This is a genomic window from Bacillus sp. LSHTCR4 (assembly GCF_057197025.1).
On the sequence record NZ_JBXUNO010000002.1, the window covers coordinates 523,257 to 543,402 of the forward strand.

The window sequence follows — 20,146 nt, forward strand, 5'->3', positions numbered from 1 at the left end:
GATGTTATAAATTTATGATTAGAGGTGAAAAATGATGTGGGATTTTCCAAAGAAATGGTTAGGATTAGTTGCTATTATTGGAACTGTGCTTTTTCTTATTTTCTGGAAAACGAATGAGCATAAAGAGCGATCAGTTATTACAACGGATGTTCAAGAGAGAGATATAGAGAAGAAAAGTAAACCGAAAATATCGGATACAAAGCAGCAGAAAAAAATAATTGTAATTGATATGAAAGGGGCTGTTGTTAAAGAGGGGGTGTATGAAATGAAAGAAGGGGACCGGGTCAAGGATGCTATTGAAAAAGCAGGTGGTTTTTTGCCTGAGGCAGATAGGATGAAGGTAAATTTAGCACAAATGGTACAAGACCAAATGATTCTTTACGTACCGAATAAAAACGAACAAGTGCAAGAAGTAGCTGCTGTTTCAAAGGGAGAGGGAAAAGTTCAAATAAATGCAGCTTCTAAAGAACAACTTGAAAAAATTACAGGTATTGGTTCTCGGAAAGCAGAAAGTATTTTGAAATATCGAGAGGAACATGGTCCGTTTCAAAAAATAGAAGATTTGTTAGAGATTGATGGGATTGGTGTGAAGTCTTTGGAGAGAATAAAAGATCAAATTATTATTCCGTAAAAGATTGACGAAGTTTTTCTTCATTCGCTACACTACAAGTAGACAAAAAAGTAGGTGAAGAATATGGAACGAATTTCATGGGATCAATATTTTATGACGCAAAGCCATTTGTTATCTTTACGTAGTACATGTACAAGGCTTGCAGTAGGAGCGACAATCGTTCGTGATAAACGAATTATTGCTGGTGGATATAATGGTTCAATTAAAGGTGGCGTACATTGTATAGATGATGGATGCTACGTTATTGACAATCATTGTGTTCGTACAATTCACGCAGAAATGAATGCTTTATTACAATGTGCAAAATTTGGTGTGAAAACGGAGGAAGCGGAAATTTATGTTACGCATTTTCCTTGTTTACAATGTTGTAAGGCGATTATTCAAAGTGGTATTACAGCAGTTTATTATGCACAGGATTATAAAAATCATCCGTATGCCGTAGAGTTATTTGAAAAAGCGAATGTAACGGTGAAACACGTTCCGCTAGAATATGATATTGCAGCATTAGAGGATCAAAAACGTCATATGGAGTTAAAAGAACTATTTGCATCTTTAGAAAAAGAGAACTTATCAATGGAAGAATTACAGCATGTATTCACGAAAGCAAAAATGATGCTATAAGGAGTGAGTATGAGTTGCAAGGACAATGGGGCTATGTTGCAATCTCATTTATAATAGGGATTGCAATTGCCTTCTCCTTTTCAGTTGTATTGCTGACTTGTTGTCTCGTTTTATATATTTTCTTTTGTTTATATCGTACTTCGCGTAAAACCTTCTTTTATTGTATGATAGCGTGTTTTAGTGGCGCTATGTACACCGCGTATGTTCAAGGGCAAAACAAGCCTCTGGGAGAGTCCTACGAAGCTGCAAGAGGAGTGATACATACTACACCTCTTATTAACGGGGATCGCCTCTCATTTCAAGTTGAAGATCAGAATAAAAATATAGTGCAGTTAAGTTACAAAATGAAATCAGCCTCGGAAAAGAAACAAATGCGACAATTACATGCAGGAGTATCATGTGTATTCGAAGGTGAGAGGAAAGAACCACAAATAGCTCGGAATTTTCATGGGTTTAATTATCGTGATTATTTATATAAACAAAATATTCATTTCATATTGGAAGCTACATATATTTCTGAATGCCGTAAAACATCGTTGTCATTTGTGCAATGGATTCTTTTTTTGAGGCAACAAGCGATCTCGGGAGTTACAGAAATGTTTCCAGAGCAATCAGGCGCTTTTATGAATGCATTAGTATTTGGTGATAGACACCAAATGACATTTGAAGTTGAAGAGCAATATCAACAATTCGGTCTCGTGCATTTGTTGGCGATTTCAGGATCGCATATCGTATTGTTGATGGTGATCGTGTATTTTATTTTGCTAAGAAGTGGTGTGACAAGGGAGGGAGCAACAGTATGTCTTATCTTCTGCATTCCTTTGTATATGATTTTAGCAGGAGCGTCACCGTCTGTTATAAGAGCTTCTATAACAGGAGTTTTAATGTTAATTGCTTTTATGTGTTCTATTCGTTTATCTAGCTTAGATGCTTTAAGTATAACAGCTATATGTATGCTTATATTTGATCCATATCTCGTGTTTAATATTGGCTTTCAGTTTTCTTTCGTTGGTAGTTTTGCTTTACTTTTATCTGCCCCGCTCTTACTAGAGAGTGGTAATGGAGTAATTCGAAATTCTATTTATATTTCTCTTATTTCACAGCTCGTTAGTACTCCGATTTTGTTATATCACTTCGGTTATTTTTCTCCATATAGTATTTTTCTAAATATCTTATACGTTCCGTTTTTATCTCTCATTGTATTGCCGTGTAGTATTGTTATTTTGATATGTATACCGATCATCCCGTTTCTTGCAAAAAGACTTGCGGATGTACTATCAATAGGTTTGAATCTTTCTAATGATTTTTTGATTTATTGTGAAAGCTTACCATTTACTCGCCTTAATTTCGGGCAAACATCTATACTTCTTGTAGCTCTATATTGTGTGAGTATAGTTAGTATATTGATGGTTTGGGAAAGGCGAATGTCGCAGAGAATTATGTTTATAGCTTCGGGTATATTTCTTTTTATTTGTACATGTCATTACGTGTATCCGTATTTTCGGGAAAGTGGGAGTGTTACATTTCTTGATGTTGGACAGGGAGATGCAATATTAATTCGCCTTTCGTATGATCAAGAGATTTACCTTATTGATACTGGTGGAACAATTCGTCCAAATAAGGAAGAATGGCAACGGAAAAAGCATGAATTTTCTGTTGGAAATGATATTTTAATCCCTTATTTACAAAAGGAAGGTATTAAAAAGATCGATAAATTAATTGTAACGCATGGAGATGCGGACCATATAGGTGCTGCACAAGAGTTGTTATCAAATATAACCGTAAAAGAAGTTGTATTTGGCCGAAAGAAAAAAGATGCGGTATTAGAAAAGATAGTAAAGAAACAGGCGTTAGAAAAGGAAGTGAAAATAAGGGAAGTGGGAGAAGGAGAGAGTTGGAGCGTAAATGAAACGGAATTTTTCGTACTAGCCCCAACAGGAAAGGAAGGGAGTGAAAATAATGCTTCAATTGTAATATTGGCAAAATTAGGAGGGCTAACGTGGTTGTTTACAGGTGATTTAGAAGAAGAAGGAGAGAAGTTTTTAGTAGCTGCGTATCCAGATTTAAGGGCGGATGTTTTAAAGGTGGCTCATCATGGGAGTAATACGTCATCTATAACACCTTTTTTGAGCGCCGTACAGCCTAATATGGCGATTATTTCTGTCGGTGAGCGTAATAGGTATGGGCATCCTCATAAGGAAGTTATAGAGCGTTTTGAGAAGATGGGGATTGAGATATGGCGCACGGATAAGCAAGGGGCTATTTCCTATGTTTTTAAAGGGGAAAATGGAACCTTTCGTAGCAAAATCACATATGATGAAACACATAATAGATAAAAAAGACTGCCAGTAAGCAGCAGTCTTTAAGAACCGATAAATTTAATAACAGTTGCAATGATGAAAAGTGTTGCGAAAAAACCAAATGAGACGATAAATCCTACCCCTGAATCAATAGCGTCATTGCGTTTACTTTGAACGTTTTGTTCAAAATCATTCATTTAGAATCCCTCCCCAACATTCCACTTTAGTATAAAATATTGTCAGAAAAAAATCTACAATTTCCATATGAAGAGAAATAGAGCGTTTTTACTACTTTTAGATTATGAAGTAACGTGAGTTTTTGTTTCCAAGCATGTTAACAGTTGGCACTTATACTCGAATTTTTATTGCGAATAATAAAGGGAAGGTGATTACCGCACACCAATAAGAAACCCGGGGCTTATTGCGTGGCGTTTAATATAAATAAAGGGACGGGTTATACTGCCTGTTCCTTTGTACTTGTAAAACAAAAGCTAGGGCATTAGTATAAATATATATTGCCAAGTTAGGGAGTAGGAAAAAGTATGAGTGATATACATAAAAAGATTAAAAAAAAGCAGTTTGCCCCGTTGTATTTACTGTATGGGACGGAAGCGTTTTTTATAAATGAAACGATAAAGCTTATTACAACAGAAGCGCTTGAAGAGGAAGATCGCGAGTTTAATGTTGTGACATATGATTTAGAAGAAGCGTATTTAGAAGATGTGGTTGAGGATGCACGTACACTTCCTTTTTTCGGAGAACGTAAAGTGCTATTAATAAAATCACCGCTCTTTTTAACTTCACAAAAAGAGAAATTAGAACAAAATATAAAAATTTTAGAAGAATATATCGGGGAACCTTCTCCATTTTCTATTCTTGTTTTTGTTGCGCCTTACGAAAAGCTTGATGAACGAAAAAAAATTACAAAACTATTAAAGAAAACAGCGGATGTAGCAGAGGCAAATGCAATGCAAGTGCAGGACGTTCAGAAGTGGATTGTTGCTCGGGCGGATGAAGTACATGTGCATATTGATAATGCGGCTGTTAGTTTGTTGTTAGAGCTTGTGGGAAGTAATGTAACAATGTTGGCGAAGGAAATGGACAAGTTAACGTTATACGTCGGTATGGGCGGAGAGATTACACCGAAACTCGTTGCAGAGCTTGTACCAAAATCAGTTGAACAAAATGTGTTTGCTTTGACAGAAAAAGTGGTAAAAAAAGATATCGCGGGTGCGATGCAAATTTTGGATGGATTATTTACGCAGCAGGAGGAACCTATTAAATTGCTTGCGTTATTAGTAAGTCAATTCCGTTTACTGCATCAAGTGAAAGAGTTACAGCAACGTGGTTATGGACAAAATCAAATTGCGTCTCATATTGGTGTGCACCCATATCGTGTAAAATTAGCGATGAATCAAACGAAGTTTTTCTCTTTTGAAGAATTAAAAAAAGTGATAATAGAATTAGCGGAAGCTGACTATAGTATGAAAACGGGAAAAATGGATAAGAAACTTGTGCTTGAGTTTTTCTTAATGCGGTTAAATCATATGTGATGAAACAAAAAAGTTCACGTGCTAAGGACGTGAACTTTTTTGTATATAAAAAAACGATCCGAATGGATCGTTTTTTAAACGCCTTACGCGTTTACTTGTTTCGCTAAGCGAGATTTTTGACGAGCTGCAGCGTTTTGGTGGATAAGACCTTTACGAGCTGCTTTATCAAGTTTTTTAGAAGCAGTTTTGAAAGCTTCTTTAGCATTTTCAAGATCGTTATTAGTAACTAAAGCTTCTACAGTTTTAACAGCAGAACGCATGTCAGACTTGATAGAAGCGTTATGTGCACGACGCTCTTCGCTAAGTTTAGCGCGTTTGATAGCAGATTTGATGTTTGCCATACTTTTCACCTCCCTGGTGCAATCGAATGACTCGATTCATAACATAGAACAAGTGATATTCTATCAAACGGTGAAGAGAATTGCAATAGTATATCCATGAAATTTCACGTAAAGGAAAGAATGACCTTATATAACTTTGGGAAATCTAACGATATTTACTATGAATTACGGAGGAGATACGATGAAAGAACCATTAGATTTAAGTAAATATAGTGTTAGAACGGACCTTGCTGTAGAGGCGCATCAAATGTTGCAAGAGCGTCAAGAAGAGCAACAAGGGATACAAGGAGTTATTGTAAAAGAGAGGGAAGAAGAAGGTATTAACATTACGAAAGTAACGATCGATGAAGTTGCCTCGGAATCGATGGGTAAAAAACCTGGAAATTATTTAACGCTTGAAGTACAAGGTATACGTCAACAAGATACGGAGCTGCAACAAAAAGTAGAGCGTATTTTTGCAAAAGAATTTTCGTATTTCTTAGAAGAGGTTGGCGTTACGAAAGAAGCGAGTTGTTTAATTGTTGGTCTTGGGAATTGGAATGTAACGCCAGATGCGCTTGGACCGATAGTTGTAGAAAATGTATTGGTAACGAGACATTTATTTCAATTGCAGCCTGAAAGTGTAGAAGAAGGCTTTAGGCCTGTTAGTGCAATTCGGCCGGGGGTAATGGGGATTACAGGAATTGAAACGAGCGATGTCATTTATGGAATCATTGAGAAGACAAAGCCAGACTTTGTCATTGCAATTGATGCATTAGCTGCTCGTTCTATTGAAAGGGTAAATAGTACGATACAAATTTCTGATACAGGAATTCATCCTGGATCGGGTGTTGGGAATAAACGTAAGGAACTCAGTAAAGAAACATTAGGTATTCCTGTTATCGCAATTGGTGTTCCGACTGTGGTGGATGCCGTTTCGATTACAAGCGATACAATTGATTTTATTTTGAAACATTTTGGCCGAGAGATGAAAGAAGGCAACAAACCTTCCCGCTCTTTGTTGCCAGCTGGTTTTACATTTGGAGAAAAGAAAAAATTAACAGAAGAGGATATGCCGGATGAAAAGAGCCGAAATATGTTTTTAGGTGCTGTAGGTACACTGGAAGATGAAGAGAAAAGAAAATTAATTTATGAAGTGTTATCTCCTCTTGGTCACAATTTAATGGTGACTCCGAAAGAAGTGGATGCCTTCATAGAGGATATGGCAAATGTAATAGCAAGTGGTTTAAATGCAGCGCTGCATCATCAAATTGACCAAGATAATACAGGAGCATATACACATTGATGGGAAGAGATGATAATCATTTAAGCCGCTTTTCGCTTTTATGTATATGTAGTGTGGCCATATGCTTACTTATGTTAGTAGCAGGGGTGGCACTTGCAAATCACGGATTGAAAAGTATGAAAGGTTATCAGCAAATGTCGTATGAACAAATCGCTCATATGACAGGAACAAAAGGTGATGCCGCTGAATCAGAAATTTTGGAGAGTTCGTTTTCCGCTACTGAAAAACAAAAACAATTAGAAAGCTTAAAAAGTTTTAATATTGTAGAAGGAATGGGCATGGCGATAGCAAGTGTTGCCTACGAAATAACAAAGTTTGGAACAGATATAGTTGTTGGGAAAGTAAAAGGAATTTTTAGTTAAGAGTCAAACGGAGGACGGTTGTTTTACAAATTTGTAAGACAGCCGTTTTTTAATTTGAAAAAGGTTTGTCTCTTATGGTTTGTTCGCATAAGATATAGATAGAATGATTTGTATTGTAAGCAGCACGAGTTTTCATTGAATCTTTGCTGCTCTATTGATATAATCAGTGCTAGTGTATATTGGCGAGACTATTAGGAGTTGAGAACATAGATGAACAAAGAAGAAAGAGCAAAAAGACAGTCCAAAATTCGTAATTTCTCTATCATTGCTCATATTGACCACGGAAAGTCAACGTTAGCAGACCGTATTCTAGAGAAAACAAACGCGTTAACACAACGTGAAATGAAAGCTCAGTTGCTTGACTCTATGGATTTAGAGCGTGAGCGTGGTATTACAATTAAATTAAACGCAGTACAATTAAACTATAAAGCAAAAGACGGCGAAGAATATATTCTTCACTTAATTGATACACCAGGACACGTCGACTTTACGTACGAAGTATCTCGTAGTTTAGCGGCTTGTGAAGGCGCGATTCTTGTAGTGGATGCAGCGCAAGGTATTGAAGCGCAAACGTTAGCAAATGTATACTTGGCGCTTGATAATAATTTAGAGATTTTACCAGTTATTAATAAAATCGACTTACCAAGTGCAGACCCAGAGCGTGTACGCCAAGAGGTAGAAGATGTAATTGGTTTAGATGCATCAGAAGCTGTACTTGCTTCTGCAAAAGCTGGGATTGGGATTGAAGATATTTTAGAACAAATCGTTGAAAAAGTACCAGCACCAACAGGTGATTCTGAAGAGCCTTTACAATGTATGATTTTTGACTCTTTATATGATCCGTACCGCGGTGTAATTGCTTATATCCGTGTTGTAAATGGAACGGTAAAAGTTGGCGATAAAGTACGTATGATGGCAACTGGTAAAGAATTTGAAGTGACAGAAGTAGGTGTATTTACACCGAAAACTACGCAACGTGACGAGTTAACAGTAGGTGATGTAGGTTTCTTAGCAGCATCGATTAAAAATGTTGGTGATACACGCGTTGGTGATACGATTACACATGCGAAACGTCCAGCAGCTGAGCCGTTAGCAGGTTATCGTAAATTAAACCCAATGGTATTCTGTGGTTTATATCCGATTGATTCTGCACGTTACAACGACTTACGTGATGCATTAGAAAAGTTAGAGTTAAACGATTCTGCTCTTGAGTTTGAACCAGAAACATCTCAAGCGCTAGGATTTGGTTTCCGTTGTGGTTTCTTAGGACTTCTTCACATGGAAATCATTCAAGAGCGTATTGAACGTGAATTTAAAATTGACTTAATTACAACGGCGCCAAGCGTTATTTATAAAGTTTATTTAACAAACGGTGAAGATGTTATTGTTGATAACCCATCTAATATGCCAGATCCACAGTCTATCGATCGTGTAGAAGAGCCGTTTGTGAAGGCTTCAATTATGGTTCCGAATGACTATGTTGGAGCTGTAATGGAAATCTGCCAAGGTAAACGTGGAACGTTTATTGATATGCAATATTTAGATGAAACACGTGTTACATTAACATATGAAATCCCGCTATCAGAAATCGTATATGATTTCTTCGATCAATTGAAATCAAACACAAAAGGATATGCATCATTTGATTACGAGTTAATTGGTTACAAACCATCTAAACTTGTGAAAATGGATATTCTTTTAAATAATGAACAAGTCGATGCTCTATCATTTATCGTACACCGTGATTCAGCGTATGACCGTGGTAAAGTGATTGTAGAAAAATTAAAAGATTTAATTCCAAGACAGCAGTTCGAAGTGCCAATTCAAGCGACGATCGGAAACAAAGTTGTAGCACGTTCTACAATTAAAGCGATGCGTAAAAACGTACTTGCGAAATGTTACGGTGGTGACATTTCTCGTAAGCGTAAACTTCTTGATAAGCAAAAAGAAGGTAAAAAACGTATGAAGTCTGTTGGTTCTGTAGAAGTACCGCAAGAAGCATTCATGGCTGTACTGAAAATGGATGACAACTAATATTTGGAATGGAAAAAGAAGTCGTTTGTGCGGCTTCTTTTTTATGTATAATTACTTTTTAGACATCTGAGTAGCTCTCATTTACAATAGTGAGAGAGCTTTTTAGTTCATATAGAGTTAGGAGTTTGTTAATGTCCGAAAATATTCGAAAAGATATTCAAGAAAAAATACAAAATGGCAATTTTAATTGTGAAAAGGAATTGACGCTTTCTATTATTAGTGGAAAGTGGAAAGTTGTAATATTGTGGCATCTTGGTGTGGAAGGGCCTCATCGTTTTAGTGAATTACAACGATTATTTCCGAGCATTTCTCATAAAGTTTTGTCAAACCAATTAAAAGAGTTAATGGAAGATGGGATTGTCGATCGAACAGTATACCCAGAAATTCCTCCACGAGTGGAATATTATATGACGGAATTAGGCATGTCGCTTTTACCAATCGTTGAAATGATGTATGATTGGGGAAAAATGCGAATGGAACAAATTCGTAATACGTTAGAGAAGTAAAAGAAGCCTCCCGAGCGCGGAGGTTTTCTTTTTAGAAAGGTAGGAGTTATTTTTGGTGCAAGCTGCATATATTCATATTCCGTTTTGTCAGCATATTTGTCACTATTGTGATTTTAATAAAGTGTTTATTGAGCGCCAGCCGGTCGATCAATATTTAGAGTATCTAGAGAAAGAAATAATAAATACAGTTCAAAAGGTACCGTTTGATAGTATGAAAACAATTTTTGTTGGCGGGGGAACTCCAACAGCATTAAATATGGGGCAGACAAAGAAATTATTAGATATTATAAATCGTCGTTTACGTCCGTTTGCCCCGAATTGTGAATTAACATTTGAAGCGAATCCAGGTGATTTGCCGAAAGAGAAATTAAATGTATTGCTAGAAGGTGGAGTGAATCGAATTAGTTTTGGTGTGCAAACATTTCGAGATGAATTGCTTGAGAAAATTGGACGCAAGCATACGAGAGAAGATGCGTTTGTAGCAATTAGAGAAGCGCAGGAAGTGGGCTTCAAAAATATAAATGTAGATATTATTTATGCTCTGCCAGGACAGACGATAGAAGATGTAAAAGAAACGTTAGATATTGCTTTTACACTTGGTGTACAACATTTCTCAGCATATTCATTAATTGTGGAACCGAAAACTGTGTTTTATAACTTAATGAATAAAGGGAAATTAAGACTACCAGGCGAAGACCATGAAGCGAAAATGTACGAAATGGTAATGGATGAAATGGAGAAACACGGCTATACCCAGTATGAAATTAGTAATTTTTCAAAAGATGATAATGAAAGTAGACATAATCTCACATACTGGAATAATGAAGAGTATTATGGATTTGGAGCTGGAGCGCATAGTTATGTAAATGGAGAACGTATCCAAAATGTAGGGCCGCTCAAGCAATATTTCAATAAAATCGATGAAACCGGATTTCCGTATTTAGATGTTCACGTGGTGACGGAGAAAGAAAAAATGGAAGAAGAGTTGTTCTTAGGACTCCGAAAAACAAAAGGTGTATCTAAAATAGCGTTTCAAAAGAAATTTAATATGGAGATGGATCAAGTTTTCGCGAAGCAGTTACAAAGTAACCAAGAAAAAGGATTGCTTGAAGAAAGCGATGGATATGTTCGTTTAACGCGAAAAGGAAAATTATTAGGGAATGAAGTATTCCAATCATTTTTGATTGACTAATTAAATGTTCCATTAACGTGAAAAAGTTTCATTATTTCGTGACGTTTCCGTTGACAATTGAATGTCAATTTTGGTAAGTTATTAATAGATTTAGCACTCGAAGACAAAGAGTGCTAACAGAGGTGATGATGAGATGCTTACGGAACGTCAGCTCTTAATTTTACAAACAATTATTGATGACTTTATTGGATCAGCGCAACCTGTTGGGTCAAGGACGTTGGCTAAAAAAGATGAAATCACATTTAGTTCAGCTACTATACGAAATGAAATGGCTGATTTAGAGGAGCTAGGATTTATTGAGAAAACGCACAGTTCTTCTGGACGTGTTCCTTCTGAAAAAGGATACCGATTTTATGTAGACCATCTTTTAGCGCCGCAAAACTTACCGAAAGATGAAATTGTACAAATTAAAGATTTATTTGCTGAAAGAATTTTTGAAGCTGAAAAGATTGCACAACAATCGGCTCAAATTTTATCAGAGCTTACAAATTATACGGCCATTGTTCTTGGACCGAAGTTAAGCACAAATAAACTTAAAAACGTACAAATTGTTCCGCTTGATCGTCAAACTGCAGTCGCAATTATTGTAACGGATACAGGGCATGTACAAAGCAAAACGATTACCGTTCCGGAATCTGTTGATTTATCAGATTTAGAAAAAATGGTTAATATTTTAAATGAAAAGCTATCGGGCGTACCAATGTCAGAACTCCATAATAAAATCTTTAAGGAGATTGTTACGGTATTGCGTGGGTATGTTCATAATTACGATAGTGCAATAAAAATGTTAGATGGTACATTTCAAGTTCCTTTATCGGAAAAGATATACTTTGGAGGAAAAGCAAATATGCTTTCCCAGCCAGAGTTCCATGACATTCACAAAGTAAGGTCCTTGCTGACGATGATTGATAACGAAGCCGAGTTTTATGATATTTTGCGTCATAAACAAGTAGGTATTCAAGTGAAAATTGGTAGGGAAAACTCTGCGACAGCCATGGAAGATTGTAGTTTAATTTCTGCAACATATTCGATTGGAGAAGAACAGCTTGGAACAATTGCTATTTTAGGTCCGACAAGAATGCAATACTCTCGGGTAATTAGTTTGTTACAGTTATTTACGAGACAATTTACAGATGGACTTAAAAAGTAAATGAGAGTAATACATTCGCTCAAGTGATGAACTTTTCATTGCTGTGTGTAATATATAATGCTTAGGTAATTGTGTTTAACATGGTACCTAATACCTTTTAAGGAGGTGAATATTGTGGAAGAGCGTAACGAACAAGTGGTAGAAGAAGTAAAAGAAGCGCAAGTTGAAGAAGCTGTCACGCCAGAAAACAGTGAAGAAACTGTAGAAGAAAAAAGTGAGGCTGCTCTTTTACAAGAAAAAGTAGATGAGTTACAAGCGAAACTAACGGAAACGGAAGGTCGCACATTACGTCTACAAGCTGATTTTGAAAATTATAAGCGCCGTGTCCAAATGGATAAACAGGCTGCTGAAAAATATAGAGCACAAAGTCTAGTTTCAGATATTTTGCCAGCTCTTGATAATTTTGAAAGAGCGATGCAAGTGGAAGCAACTGATGAGCAAACGAAATCCTTATTACAAGGTATGGAAATGGTGCATCGTCAATTGCTAGAAGCGTTGGCTAAAGAAGGTGTTGAAGTGATTGAAGCTGTTGGTAAACAGTTTGATCCTAATGAGCACCAAGCTATTATGCAAGTAGAAGACAGTGAATTTGAATCAAACGCGGTAGTTGAAGAATTCCAAAAAGGTTATAAACTAAAAGACCGTGTGATTCGCCCGTCAATGGTAAAAGTAAATCAATAATTTACATAAAAGTAGGAGGATTCGCCATGAGTAAAATTATCGGTATTGACTTAGGTACAACAAACTCTTGTGTAGCTGTTATGGAAGGTGGAGAACCAAAGGTTATCCCAAATCCAGAAGGAAACCGTACAACGCCTTCTGTTGTAGCTTTCAAAAATGAAGAGCGTCAAGTTGGGGAAGTTGCAAAGCGTCAAGCAATTACAAACCCAAATACAATCATGTCTGTTAAACGTCATATGGGTACAGACTACAAAGTAGAAGTTGAAGGTAAAGATTATACACCACAAGAAATTTCTGCAATTATTTTACAAAACTTAAAAGCTTCTGCTGAAGCATACTTAGGTGAAACAGTAACGAAAGCTGTTATTACAGTACCTGCATACTTCAACGATGCAGAACGTCAAGCAACAAAAGATGCTGGTCGTATCGCTGGTTTAGAAGTTGAGCGTATTATCAACGAACCAACAGCAGCAGCGCTTGCTTACGGTTTAGAAAAACAAGATGAAGAGCAAAAAATCTTAGTATATGACTTAGGTGGCGGTACATTTGACGTATCTATCCTTGAGTTAGCAGATGGAACATTCGAAGTTATTTCAACTGCTGGTGACAATCGTCTTGGTGGAGATGACTTTGACCAAGTTATTATTGACCACTTAGTGGCTGAGTTCAAAAAAGAAAATAACATTGATTTAAGCCAAGATAAAATGGCACTTCAACGTTTGAAAGATGCAGCTGAAAAAGCGAAAAAAGATCTTTCTGGCGTAACACAAACACAAATTTCATTACCATTCATTAGTGCTGGAGCTGCTGGCCCATTACACTTAGAATTAACATTAACAAGAGCGAAATTCGAAGAGCTTTCAGCAGGTCTTGTTGAAAGAACATTAGAGCCAACTCGTCGTGCATTAAAAGACGCTGGTTTTGCTCCAAGCGAATTAGATAAAGTTATCCTTGTTGGTGGATCTACTCGTATCCCAGCTGTACAAGAAGCTATTAAACGTGAAACTGGTAAAGAACCATATAAAGGGGTAAACCCTGATGAAGTTGTAGCGTTAGGTGCTGCAGTTCAAGGTGGCGTACTTACTGGTGATGTAGAAGGCGTACTATTATTAGACGTAACTCCACTTTCTTTAGGTATTGAAACTATGGGTGGCGTGTTCACGAAATTAATCGAGCGTAACACTACAATTCCAACAAGTAAGTCACAAGTATTCTCAACAGCTGCTGATAACCAGCCAGCAGTAGACATTCACGTATTACAAGGTGAGCGTCCAATGTCAGCTGACAACAAAACATTAGGTCGTTTCCAATTAACAGACCTTCCACCAGCACCACGTGGTATTCCACAAATCGAAGTAACATTCGATATTGATGCGAACGGTATCGTTAACGTACGTGCAAAAGATTTAGGAACAAGCAAAGAGCAAGCTATTACAATCCAATCTTCTTCAGGTCTTTCTGATGAAGAAGTAGAGCGTATGGTACAAGAAGCAGAAGCAAATGCTGACGCTGACCAAAAACGTAAGGAAGAAGTTGAACTTCGTAACGAAGCTGACCAACTTGTATTCCAAACAGATAAAGTTGTAAAAGATTTAGAAGGTAAAGTGGATGCGGCTGAAGTTGCAAAAGCAACAGAAGCGAAAGAAGCATTACAAGCTGCGATTGAGAAGAACGAGCTTGAGGAAATCCGTGCGAAAAAAGACGCTTTACAAGAAATCGTACAACAATTAACTGTTAAATTATACGAGCAAGCTCAAGCAGCTGCAGGGCAAGCAGAAGGTGCACAAGGAGCACAAGATGCTGGCGCGAAGAAAGACAATGTAGTAGACGCTGAGTTTGAAGAAGTAAAAGAAGATAAGTAATAATAAATAAGTAAGATGACAAAAAGTCAAAGTCAAGCGTGCCTTGGCTTTGGCTTTTTTCACGAATGAGGAGAAAAGTGTGAGGTTCTTAAGTTTTTTACTTTGCATACTGTAAGTGAGGAAACTTTGTTGCAAAGCACTTTCTTTCGGTGTTAAAATTACGTTTATGTGAAAGATTCGGGGGTTGTAAATTTATGAGTAAACGAGATTATTATGAGGTCCTTGGACTTAGCAAGGGTGCTTCAAAAGATGAAATAAAAAAAGCTTATCGTCGTTTGGCTAAAAAATACCATCCAGACGTAAGTAAAGAAGAAAATGCAATTGAAAAGTTTAAAGAAGTACAAGAAGCATACGAAGTATTAAGCGACGATCAAAAGCGTGCGCAATATGATCAATTTGGTCATGCTGGTGCAAATCAAGGTTTCGGTGGCTTTGGCGGCGGCGGAGACTTCGGCGGTGGCTTCGGTTTTGAAGATATCTTTAGTTCATTCTTTGGTGGCGGTGGCGGCAGACGTCGTGATCCAAATGCTCCGCGTCAAGGTGCTGACTTACAATATCAAGTCACTTTAGATTTTGAAGAAGCGATTTTTGGTAAAGAGTTAAATGTCGAGATTCCTGTAGAAGATCCATGTGATACTTGTAAAGGTAGCGGAGCAAAACCAGGAACTTCAAAAGAAACATGTAAACATTGTTCAGGATCAGGTCAAGTAAGTGTAGAACAAAATACACCGTTTGGTCGTATTGTAAATCGTCAAGCTTGTGGCCATTGTTCAGGAACTGGTCAAATGATTAAAGAAAAATGTACGACATGTCACGGTTCTGGTAAAGTACGTAAACGTAAAAAAATTAACGTTAAAATTCCAGCAGGTATCGATAATGGTCAACAAATCCGTGTATCTGGAAAAGGTGAAGCGGGCGTAAATGGTGGGCCAGCAGGAGATTTATATGTTGTTGTTCATGTAAGAAGTCATGAATTCTTTGAGCGTGAAGGAGATCACATTATTTGCGAAATGCCATTAACGTTTGCGCAAATGGCACTTGGTGCTGAAGTAGAAGTTCCTACTGTTCATGGTAAAGTGAAGCTGAAAATTCCAGCAGGAACACAAACAGGAACAGAATTCCGCTTAAAAGGAAAAGGTGCTCCGAACGTACGTGGATACGGTCAAGGAGATCAATATGTAGTCGTGCGTGTTGTTGTACCGACGAAATTAACTTCACATCAAAAAGATTTATTACGTGAATTTGCAGGACAAGAAGAGCAGGATGATAGTTTATTCGGAAAGCTTAAACGTGCTTTCAAAGGGGAATAATGGAAATAAAAAATGGAGTTGGTAAATTGTGAAATGGTCAGAAATTAGTATTCATACAACAGAAGAAGCAGTAGAAGCTGTCTCTCATATTTTACATGAAGCTGGTGCTAGTGGAGTTGCGATTGAGGACCCAGCGGAGTTGACGAAAGAGCGCGAGCAACAATATGGTGAAATTTATGCATTGAACCCAGATGAGTATCCGGCAGAAGGTGTGTTAATAAAAGCATATTTCCCGCAAACGGATTCTTTACATGAAACAATTGCAGGTGTAAAATCATCTATTGATGTGCTTCCATCTTACGACATCGAAATTGGTACTGGAAATATTACCGTTAACGAAGTCAATGAAGAAGATTGGGCTACTGCTTGGAAAAAATATTACCATCCAGTACAAATTTCTGATACATTCACAATTGTACCGACTTGGGAAGAATATACACCATCTTCTCCGGAAGAAAAAATTATTGAATTAGATCCAGGTATGGCGTTTGGGACAGGAACTCATCCAACAACAACGATGTGTATCCGTGCTTTAGAAAAAACAGTGCAGCCAGGTAACACGATCATTGATGTAGGAACAGGTTCTGGTGTACTGAGTATTGCAGCAGCAAAACTAGGTGCGTCTTCTGTTCAAGCATATGATTTAGATCCGGTTGCGGTTGAAAGTGCAGAAATGAATGTACGTTTAAATAAAACAGATGATATCGTGACTGTTGGACAAAATAGTCTTTTAGAGGGTATTGAAGGTCCTGTTGATTTAATCGTAGCTAACTTATTAGCAGAAATTATTCTTTTATTCCCTGAAGATGCAGCAAGAGTTGTGAAGTCGGGTGGATTATTTATTACATCGGGCATTATTGCTGCAAAGGAAAAAGTAATTTCTGAAGCACTAGAAAAAGCTGGATTTACAATTGAAGAAGTGTTACGAATGGAAGATTGGGTAGCAATTATTGCACGAAATGCGTAATATAGATTTTAGTCTATAATGAAAAGGGGAGTCTCTCACTATAAGGTGAGGGACTTGCCGTTTGTTATATGAAAAATGATAACGTTTCGTTTTTTTCGTAAGTATTGGCTTACGAAAGGAACGAAACTCTACTAAGGTGATTATATGCAACGTTATTTTGTAGAAGAGAAATATGTAAATGAGACAAGTATTCGCATTGTAGGTGATGACGTACATCATATCGCAAGAGTGATGCGTATGTCAGCTGGTGATCACATTTATTGCTGTGTAAATGGAAAAACAGCCGTATGTTCAATTGATGAAATTACCAGTGAATTTATTAATACGGCTATTGTAGAATGGGTAGAGACGTCAAGTGAACTTCCTGTTTTCGTGACGATTGCAAGTGGACTGCCGAAAGGAGACAAGCTAGAGTTAATTTTTCAAAAAGGAACTGAGCTTGGGGCAGCTGCATTCTTACCATTTCAAGCATCTCGCTCTATCGTAAAATGGGATGCGAAAAAAGCTGATAAAAAAGTTGAGCGTTTAAGAAAAATTGTGAAAGAAGCTGCGGAACAATCACATAGAAGTGAAATTCCAGAAGTACACGCCCCAGCATCGTTTAAACAATTGCTGTCAATGAGTGGTGAGTATGATGTTTGCCTTGTTGCTTACGAAGAGGAAGCAAAACAAGGCGAGAAATCTAATTTTGCGAAAGCTTTAACGATGATGAAACCAGGTCAAAAGCTATTGATTGTATTTGGCCCAGAAGGCGGTTTAGCTGAGGAAGAGATTACAGCGCTTCGTGAACATAAATTTGTACCATGTAGTTTAGGACCAAGAATTTTAAGAACAGAAACGGCGCCGTTATACGCGTTAAGTGCTGCTTCGTATCATTTTGAATTGATGGGGTGATGATCAATGTCAACTGTTGCGTTCCATACGTTAGGTTGTAAAGTAAACCACTATGAAACAGAAGCCATTTGGCAATTGTTTAAACAAGGTGGATATGAAAGAACTGAATATGAAAAGAAAGCTGATGTATATGTTATTAATACATGTACAGTAACAAATACGGGAGATAAGAAAAGTCGTCAAGTTATTAGACGTGCTGTTCGTCAAAACCCAGATGCGGTTATTTGTGTAACGGGATGTTATGCGCAAACATCTCCAGCGGAAATTATGGCGATTCCAGGTGTAGATATTGTAGTTGGTACACAAGATCGTGAAAAGATGTTAGGATACATCGAAGAATTCCGTAAAGAGCGTCAGCCAATTAATGCTGTCCGCAACATTATGAAAACACGTGTATACGAAGAACTGGATGTACCTTACTTCACGGATCGTACACGTGCATCTTTAAAAATACAAGAAGGTTGTAATAACTTCTGTACATTCTGTATTATTCCTTGGGCGCGTGGTTTAATGCGTTCTCGTGATGGTAAAGAAGTTATTAAACAAGCGCAGCAATTAGTAGATGCAGGTTATAAAGAAATCGTATTAACAGGTATTCATACAGGTGGGTACGGTGAAGATATTAAAGATTATAACTTAGCTGGATTACTTCGTGATATGGAAGCGGAAGTAGGCGGATTAAAACGTCTTCGTATTTCTTCTATTGAAGCGAGTCAGATTTCAGATGAAGTAATTGAAGTGTTAGATAAGTCTGAGGTAGTTGTACGACATTTACACATTCCGTTGCAATCTGGATCTAATACTGTATTAAAGCGTATGCGTCGTAAGTATACGATGGAATTTTTCCAAGAGCGCTTAGATCGTTTGAAAGAAGCGTTACCAGGTCTTGCGATTACATCAGACGTAATCGTTGGTTTCCCAGGTGAAACAGAAGAAGAATTCATGGAAACATACAATTTTATTAAAGAGAATCGCTTCTCTGAGTTACACGTATTCCCGTACTCAAAACGTACAGGAACACCTGCAGCACGTATGGAAGATCAAGTCCCTGAAGATGTGAAGAATGATCGTGTTCACCGTTTAATTGAGTTATCTAATCAATTAGCGAAAGAGTATGCATCACAGTTTGAAGGAGAAGTACTTGAAATTATTCCAGAAGAACAATTTAAAGAGGGCGACCGTGAAGGCTTATATGTAGGTTATACAGATAACTACTTGAAAATTGTATTTGAAGGATCGGAAGAATTAATCGGTAAACTAGTGAAAGTGAAAATCACAAAAGCTGGTTATCCATATAACGAAGCGCAATTTGTTCGTGTTCTTGAAGATGATGTAAAAAAGGAATCAGCAAGCGCATAAAGTGAAACTATAATCAGCGGGCAGCCTAATCCCCACCTAACTTCTTTGGTTTCGTTGAATTTTGAGATGGGGGTCTTACTGCCTGGCAAATAGCGGGATAAAAAAGCATGCAAACGGAAACGATTTGCATGCTTTCTTTTTTAGTGGAGAAGTTAAGTACTGAAAATGTACGAAATGAGTAGTTGTTTCGTACATTCCTGCATGAAAAAGGTGTAATGACAAAAATATAGTTGCCTTCAGGGGAAAGGATAACAGCTATCCGCATAGTTTTTGAAAAAGGAAGAGCATCTATTCTTCTTTTATTCTGCCAAATAGTTGACCTGAAGTGATAAAATGTATTATAATCGTAAAAGACATGCTGAAGAAGTGTTTCTTTTTGCATGCTGAAGTTAGTATGTAAGTGTGATGTTTCGGAGGGAGGGAAAGAGAATGTCAAAAACAGTCGTTCGTAAAAACGAGTCTTTGGAGGATGCACTTCGCCGTTTTAAAAGATCGGTTTCTAAAACTGGTACACTTGCTGAAGCAAGAAAGCGCGAGTTTTATGAAAAACCAAGTGTAAAACGTAAGAAGAAATCTGAAGCGGCAAGAAAGCGTAAATTCTAAGAGAGGGTGTAAGTTATGAGTCTTCTCGGTCGTTTAAACGATGATATGAAACAAGCGATGAAGAATAAACAAAAAGAAAAATTAACCGTCATTCGTATGGTTAAGGCTGCTTTACAAAATGAAGGTATTAAACTACAGCATACTCTTACTGAAGAAGAGGAACTAACAGTTTTAGCTCGTGAAGTAAAACAGCATAAGGACTCCCTCCTTGAATTTAAAAAAGCTGGTCGTGAAGACCTTGTTAATAAACTGCAAAGTGAAATTCAGATTTTAAGCGCGTATTTGCCAGAGCAATTAACGGAAGAAGAACTAGTTGATGTAATCAAGCAAGTTATTTCTGAAGTTGGTGCGACTTCTAAAGCAGATATGGGTAAGGTGATGACTGCTGTTATGCCGAAAGTAAAAGGTAAAACAGATGGATCACTTGTGAATAAGCTGGTTATCCAGCTATTAGCATAAAAAAACGTCTCATTTCGTATGAGACGTTTTTTTATG

General features: G+C 37.3%; 20 protein-coding genes. 18 read left to right on the top strand and 2 right to left on the bottom strand.

From position 1 onward, the window contains the following. The first annotated feature begins 31 nt into the window (after positions 1-31). From AC2CGR_RS16395 to AC2CGR_RS16405, 3 genes are all read left to right on the top strand, one after another. Positions 32-631 carry a helix-hairpin-helix domain-containing protein gene (locus tag AC2CGR_RS16395; protein WP_087965935.1) on the top strand — a complete coding sequence of 200 codons (600 nt, stop codon included), beginning with the start codon at positions 32-34 and terminating at the stop codon, positions 629-631. A 63-nt stretch (positions 632-694) separates the two neighbouring features. After that, positions 695-1,252: a ComE operon protein 2 gene (locus tag AC2CGR_RS16400; protein WP_000439783.1), complete on the top strand. Its 558-nt coding sequence runs from the start codon at positions 695-697 to the stop codon at positions 1,250-1,252. Positions 1,253-1,266: 14 nt separating this feature from the next. Then, positions 1,267-3,588, top strand: coding sequence for a DNA internalization-related competence protein ComEC/Rec2 (locus AC2CGR_RS16405; protein WP_131100752.1), 2,322 nt, complete (start codon positions 1,267-1,269; stop codon positions 3,586-3,588). Between the two features lie 26 nt (positions 3,589-3,614). Here the strand turns inward: AC2CGR_RS16405 and AC2CGR_RS16410 are convergent, their stop codons facing one another. Beyond that, entirely contained in the window at positions 3,615-3,749 is a 135-nt protein-coding gene (locus tag AC2CGR_RS16410) for a YqzM family protein (RefSeq protein ID WP_000997609.1), read from the bottom strand. A 345-nt stretch (positions 3,750-4,094) separates the two neighbouring features. Here AC2CGR_RS16410 and holA point away from each other — a divergent pair, with 345 nt between their 5' ends. Next, positions 4,095-5,105: a DNA polymerase III subunit delta gene (gene holA / locus AC2CGR_RS16415; RefSeq protein WP_131100749.1), complete on the top strand. Its 1,011-nt coding sequence runs from the start codon at positions 4,095-4,097 to the stop codon at positions 5,103-5,105. 83 nt (positions 5,106-5,188) lie between these two features. On the opposite strand, the gene rpsT is transcribed toward holA, so the two are convergent. Continuing rightward, on the bottom strand, positions 5,189-5,446 hold the full coding sequence (rpsT, locus tag AC2CGR_RS16420; RefSeq protein ID WP_001274011.1) for a 30S ribosomal protein S20: 258 nt from the start codon (positions 5,444-5,446) through the stop codon (positions 5,189-5,191). Between the two features lie 181 nt (positions 5,447-5,627). Here rpsT and gpr point away from each other — a divergent pair, with 181 nt between their 5' ends. From gpr to AC2CGR_RS16490, 14 genes are all read left to right on the top strand, one after another. After that, positions 5,628-6,731 carry a GPR endopeptidase gene (gene gpr / locus AC2CGR_RS16425; protein WP_087965941.1) on the top strand — a complete coding sequence of 368 codons (1,104 nt, stop codon included), beginning with the start codon at positions 5,628-5,630 and terminating at the stop codon, positions 6,729-6,731. Then, a complete protein-coding gene (locus AC2CGR_RS16430) occupies positions 6,731-7,093 on the top strand; it encodes a YqxA family protein (protein ID WP_131102644.1) in 363 nt (120 codons plus the stop codon). Before gpr ends, AC2CGR_RS16430 begins: the two co-directional genes overlap by 1 nt. A 210-nt stretch (positions 7,094-7,303) precedes the next feature. After that, complete coding sequence (lepA, locus tag AC2CGR_RS16435; RefSeq protein WP_029439954.1) at positions 7,304-9,127, top strand: elongation factor 4; 1,824 nt, start codon at positions 7,304-7,306, stop codon at positions 9,125-9,127. 131 nt (positions 9,128-9,258) lie between these two features. After that, entirely contained in the window at positions 9,259-9,633 is a 375-nt protein-coding gene (locus AC2CGR_RS16440; protein WP_001293546.1) for a winged helix-turn-helix transcriptional regulator, read from the top strand. A gap of 52 nt (positions 9,634-9,685) precedes the next feature. Continuing rightward, complete coding sequence (gene hemW / locus AC2CGR_RS16445; RefSeq protein ID WP_029439953.1) at positions 9,686-10,825, top strand: radical SAM family heme chaperone HemW; 1,140 nt, start codon at positions 9,686-9,688, stop codon at positions 10,823-10,825. Positions 10,826-10,958: 133 nt separating this feature from the next. Continuing rightward, a complete protein-coding gene (hrcA, locus tag AC2CGR_RS16450) occupies positions 10,959-11,975 on the top strand; it encodes a heat-inducible transcriptional repressor HrcA (RefSeq protein WP_061687119.1) in 1,017 nt (338 codons plus the stop codon). Between the two features lie 114 nt (positions 11,976-12,089). Continuing rightward, positions 12,090-12,656, top strand: a complete 567-nt coding sequence (gene grpE / locus AC2CGR_RS16455; protein WP_000392709.1) for a nucleotide exchange factor GrpE — start codon at positions 12,090-12,092, stop codon at positions 12,654-12,656. A 26-nt stretch (positions 12,657-12,682) separates the two neighbouring features. Then, complete coding sequence (gene dnaK / locus AC2CGR_RS16460; protein WP_000034700.1) at positions 12,683-14,518, top strand: chaperone protein DnaK; 1,836 nt, start codon at positions 12,683-12,685, stop codon at positions 14,516-14,518. A gap of 194 nt (positions 14,519-14,712) precedes the next feature. Next, positions 14,713-15,828, top strand: coding sequence for a chaperone protein DnaJ (gene dnaJ / locus AC2CGR_RS16465; protein WP_000043936.1), 1,116 nt, complete (start codon positions 14,713-14,715; stop codon positions 15,826-15,828). Positions 15,829-15,856: 28 nt separating this feature from the next. Continuing rightward, positions 15,857-16,795, top strand: coding sequence for a 50S ribosomal protein L11 methyltransferase (gene prmA / locus AC2CGR_RS16470; RefSeq protein WP_000872108.1), 939 nt, complete (start codon positions 15,857-15,859; stop codon positions 16,793-16,795). Positions 16,796-16,939: 144 nt separating this feature from the next. Beyond that, positions 16,940-17,689, top strand: a complete 750-nt coding sequence (locus AC2CGR_RS16475; RefSeq protein WP_001190163.1) for a 16S rRNA (uracil(1498)-N(3))-methyltransferase — start codon at positions 16,940-16,942, stop codon at positions 17,687-17,689. 6 nt (positions 17,690-17,695) lie between these two features. Further along, positions 17,696-19,048, top strand: a complete 1,353-nt coding sequence (gene mtaB / locus AC2CGR_RS16480; RefSeq protein WP_000108686.1) for a tRNA (N(6)-L-threonylcarbamoyladenosine(37)-C(2))-methylthiotransferase MtaB — start codon at positions 17,696-17,698, stop codon at positions 19,046-19,048. Between the two features lie 429 nt (positions 19,049-19,477). Beyond that, positions 19,478-19,651, top strand: coding sequence for a 30S ribosomal protein S21 (gene rpsU, locus AC2CGR_RS16485; RefSeq protein WP_000048061.1), 174 nt, complete (start codon positions 19,478-19,480; stop codon positions 19,649-19,651). A gap of 15 nt (positions 19,652-19,666) precedes the next feature. Beyond that, positions 19,667-20,110 (top strand): GatB/YqeY domain-containing protein, encoded by a 444-nt coding sequence (locus tag AC2CGR_RS16490; RefSeq protein WP_000054573.1) that lies wholly within the window; start codon positions 19,667-19,669, stop codon positions 20,108-20,110. The last annotated feature ends 36 nt before the right edge of the window (positions 20,111-20,146 follow it).

Excerpts from the sequence above, each read along its gene's own strand:
- AC2CGR_RS16475 (WP_001190163.1), top strand. The coding sequence starts at position 16,940 with ATGCAACGTTATTTTGTAGAAGAGAAATATGTAAATGAGACAAGTATT.
- AC2CGR_RS16490 (WP_000054573.1), top strand. The coding sequence starts at position 19,667 with ATGAGTCTTCTCGGTCGTTTAAACGATGATATGAAACAAGCGATGAAG.
- AC2CGR_RS16395 (WP_087965935.1), top strand. The coding sequence starts at position 32 with ATGATGTGGGATTTTCCAAAGAAATGGTTAGGATTAGTTGCTATTATT.
- hrcA (WP_061687119.1), top strand. The coding sequence starts at position 10,959 with ATGCTTACGGAACGTCAGCTCTTAATTTTACAAACAATTATTGATGAC.
- rpsT (WP_001274011.1), bottom strand. The coding sequence starts at position 5,446 with ATGGCAAACATCAAATCTGCTATCAAACGCGCTAAACTTAGCGAAGAG.
- AC2CGR_RS16430 (WP_131102644.1), top strand. The coding sequence starts at position 6,731 with ATGGGAAGAGATGATAATCATTTAAGCCGCTTTTCGCTTTTATGTATA.
- holA (WP_131100749.1), top strand. The coding sequence starts at position 4,095 with ATGAGTGATATACATAAAAAGATTAAAAAAAAGCAGTTTGCCCCGTTG.
- rpsU (WP_000048061.1), top strand. The coding sequence starts at position 19,478 with ATGTCAAAAACAGTCGTTCGTAAAAACGAGTCTTTGGAGGATGCACTT.
- AC2CGR_RS16400 (WP_000439783.1), top strand. The coding sequence starts at position 695 with ATGGAACGAATTTCATGGGATCAATATTTTATGACGCAAAGCCATTTG.
- dnaJ (WP_000043936.1), top strand. The coding sequence starts at position 14,713 with ATGAGTAAACGAGATTATTATGAGGTCCTTGGACTTAGCAAGGGTGCT.
- dnaK (WP_000034700.1), top strand. The coding sequence starts at position 12,683 with ATGAGTAAAATTATCGGTATTGACTTAGGTACAACAAACTCTTGTGTA.
- AC2CGR_RS16440 (WP_001293546.1), top strand. The coding sequence starts at position 9,259 with ATGTCCGAAAATATTCGAAAAGATATTCAAGAAAAAATACAAAATGGC.
- mtaB (WP_000108686.1), top strand. The coding sequence starts at position 17,696 with ATGTCAACTGTTGCGTTCCATACGTTAGGTTGTAAAGTAAACCACTAT.
- AC2CGR_RS16410 (WP_000997609.1), bottom strand. The coding sequence starts at position 3,749 with ATGAATGATTTTGAACAAAACGTTCAAAGTAAACGCAATGACGCTATT.
- gpr (WP_087965941.1), top strand. The coding sequence starts at position 5,628 with ATGAAAGAACCATTAGATTTAAGTAAATATAGTGTTAGAACGGACCTT.
- lepA (WP_029439954.1), top strand. The coding sequence starts at position 7,304 with ATGAACAAAGAAGAAAGAGCAAAAAGACAGTCCAAAATTCGTAATTTC.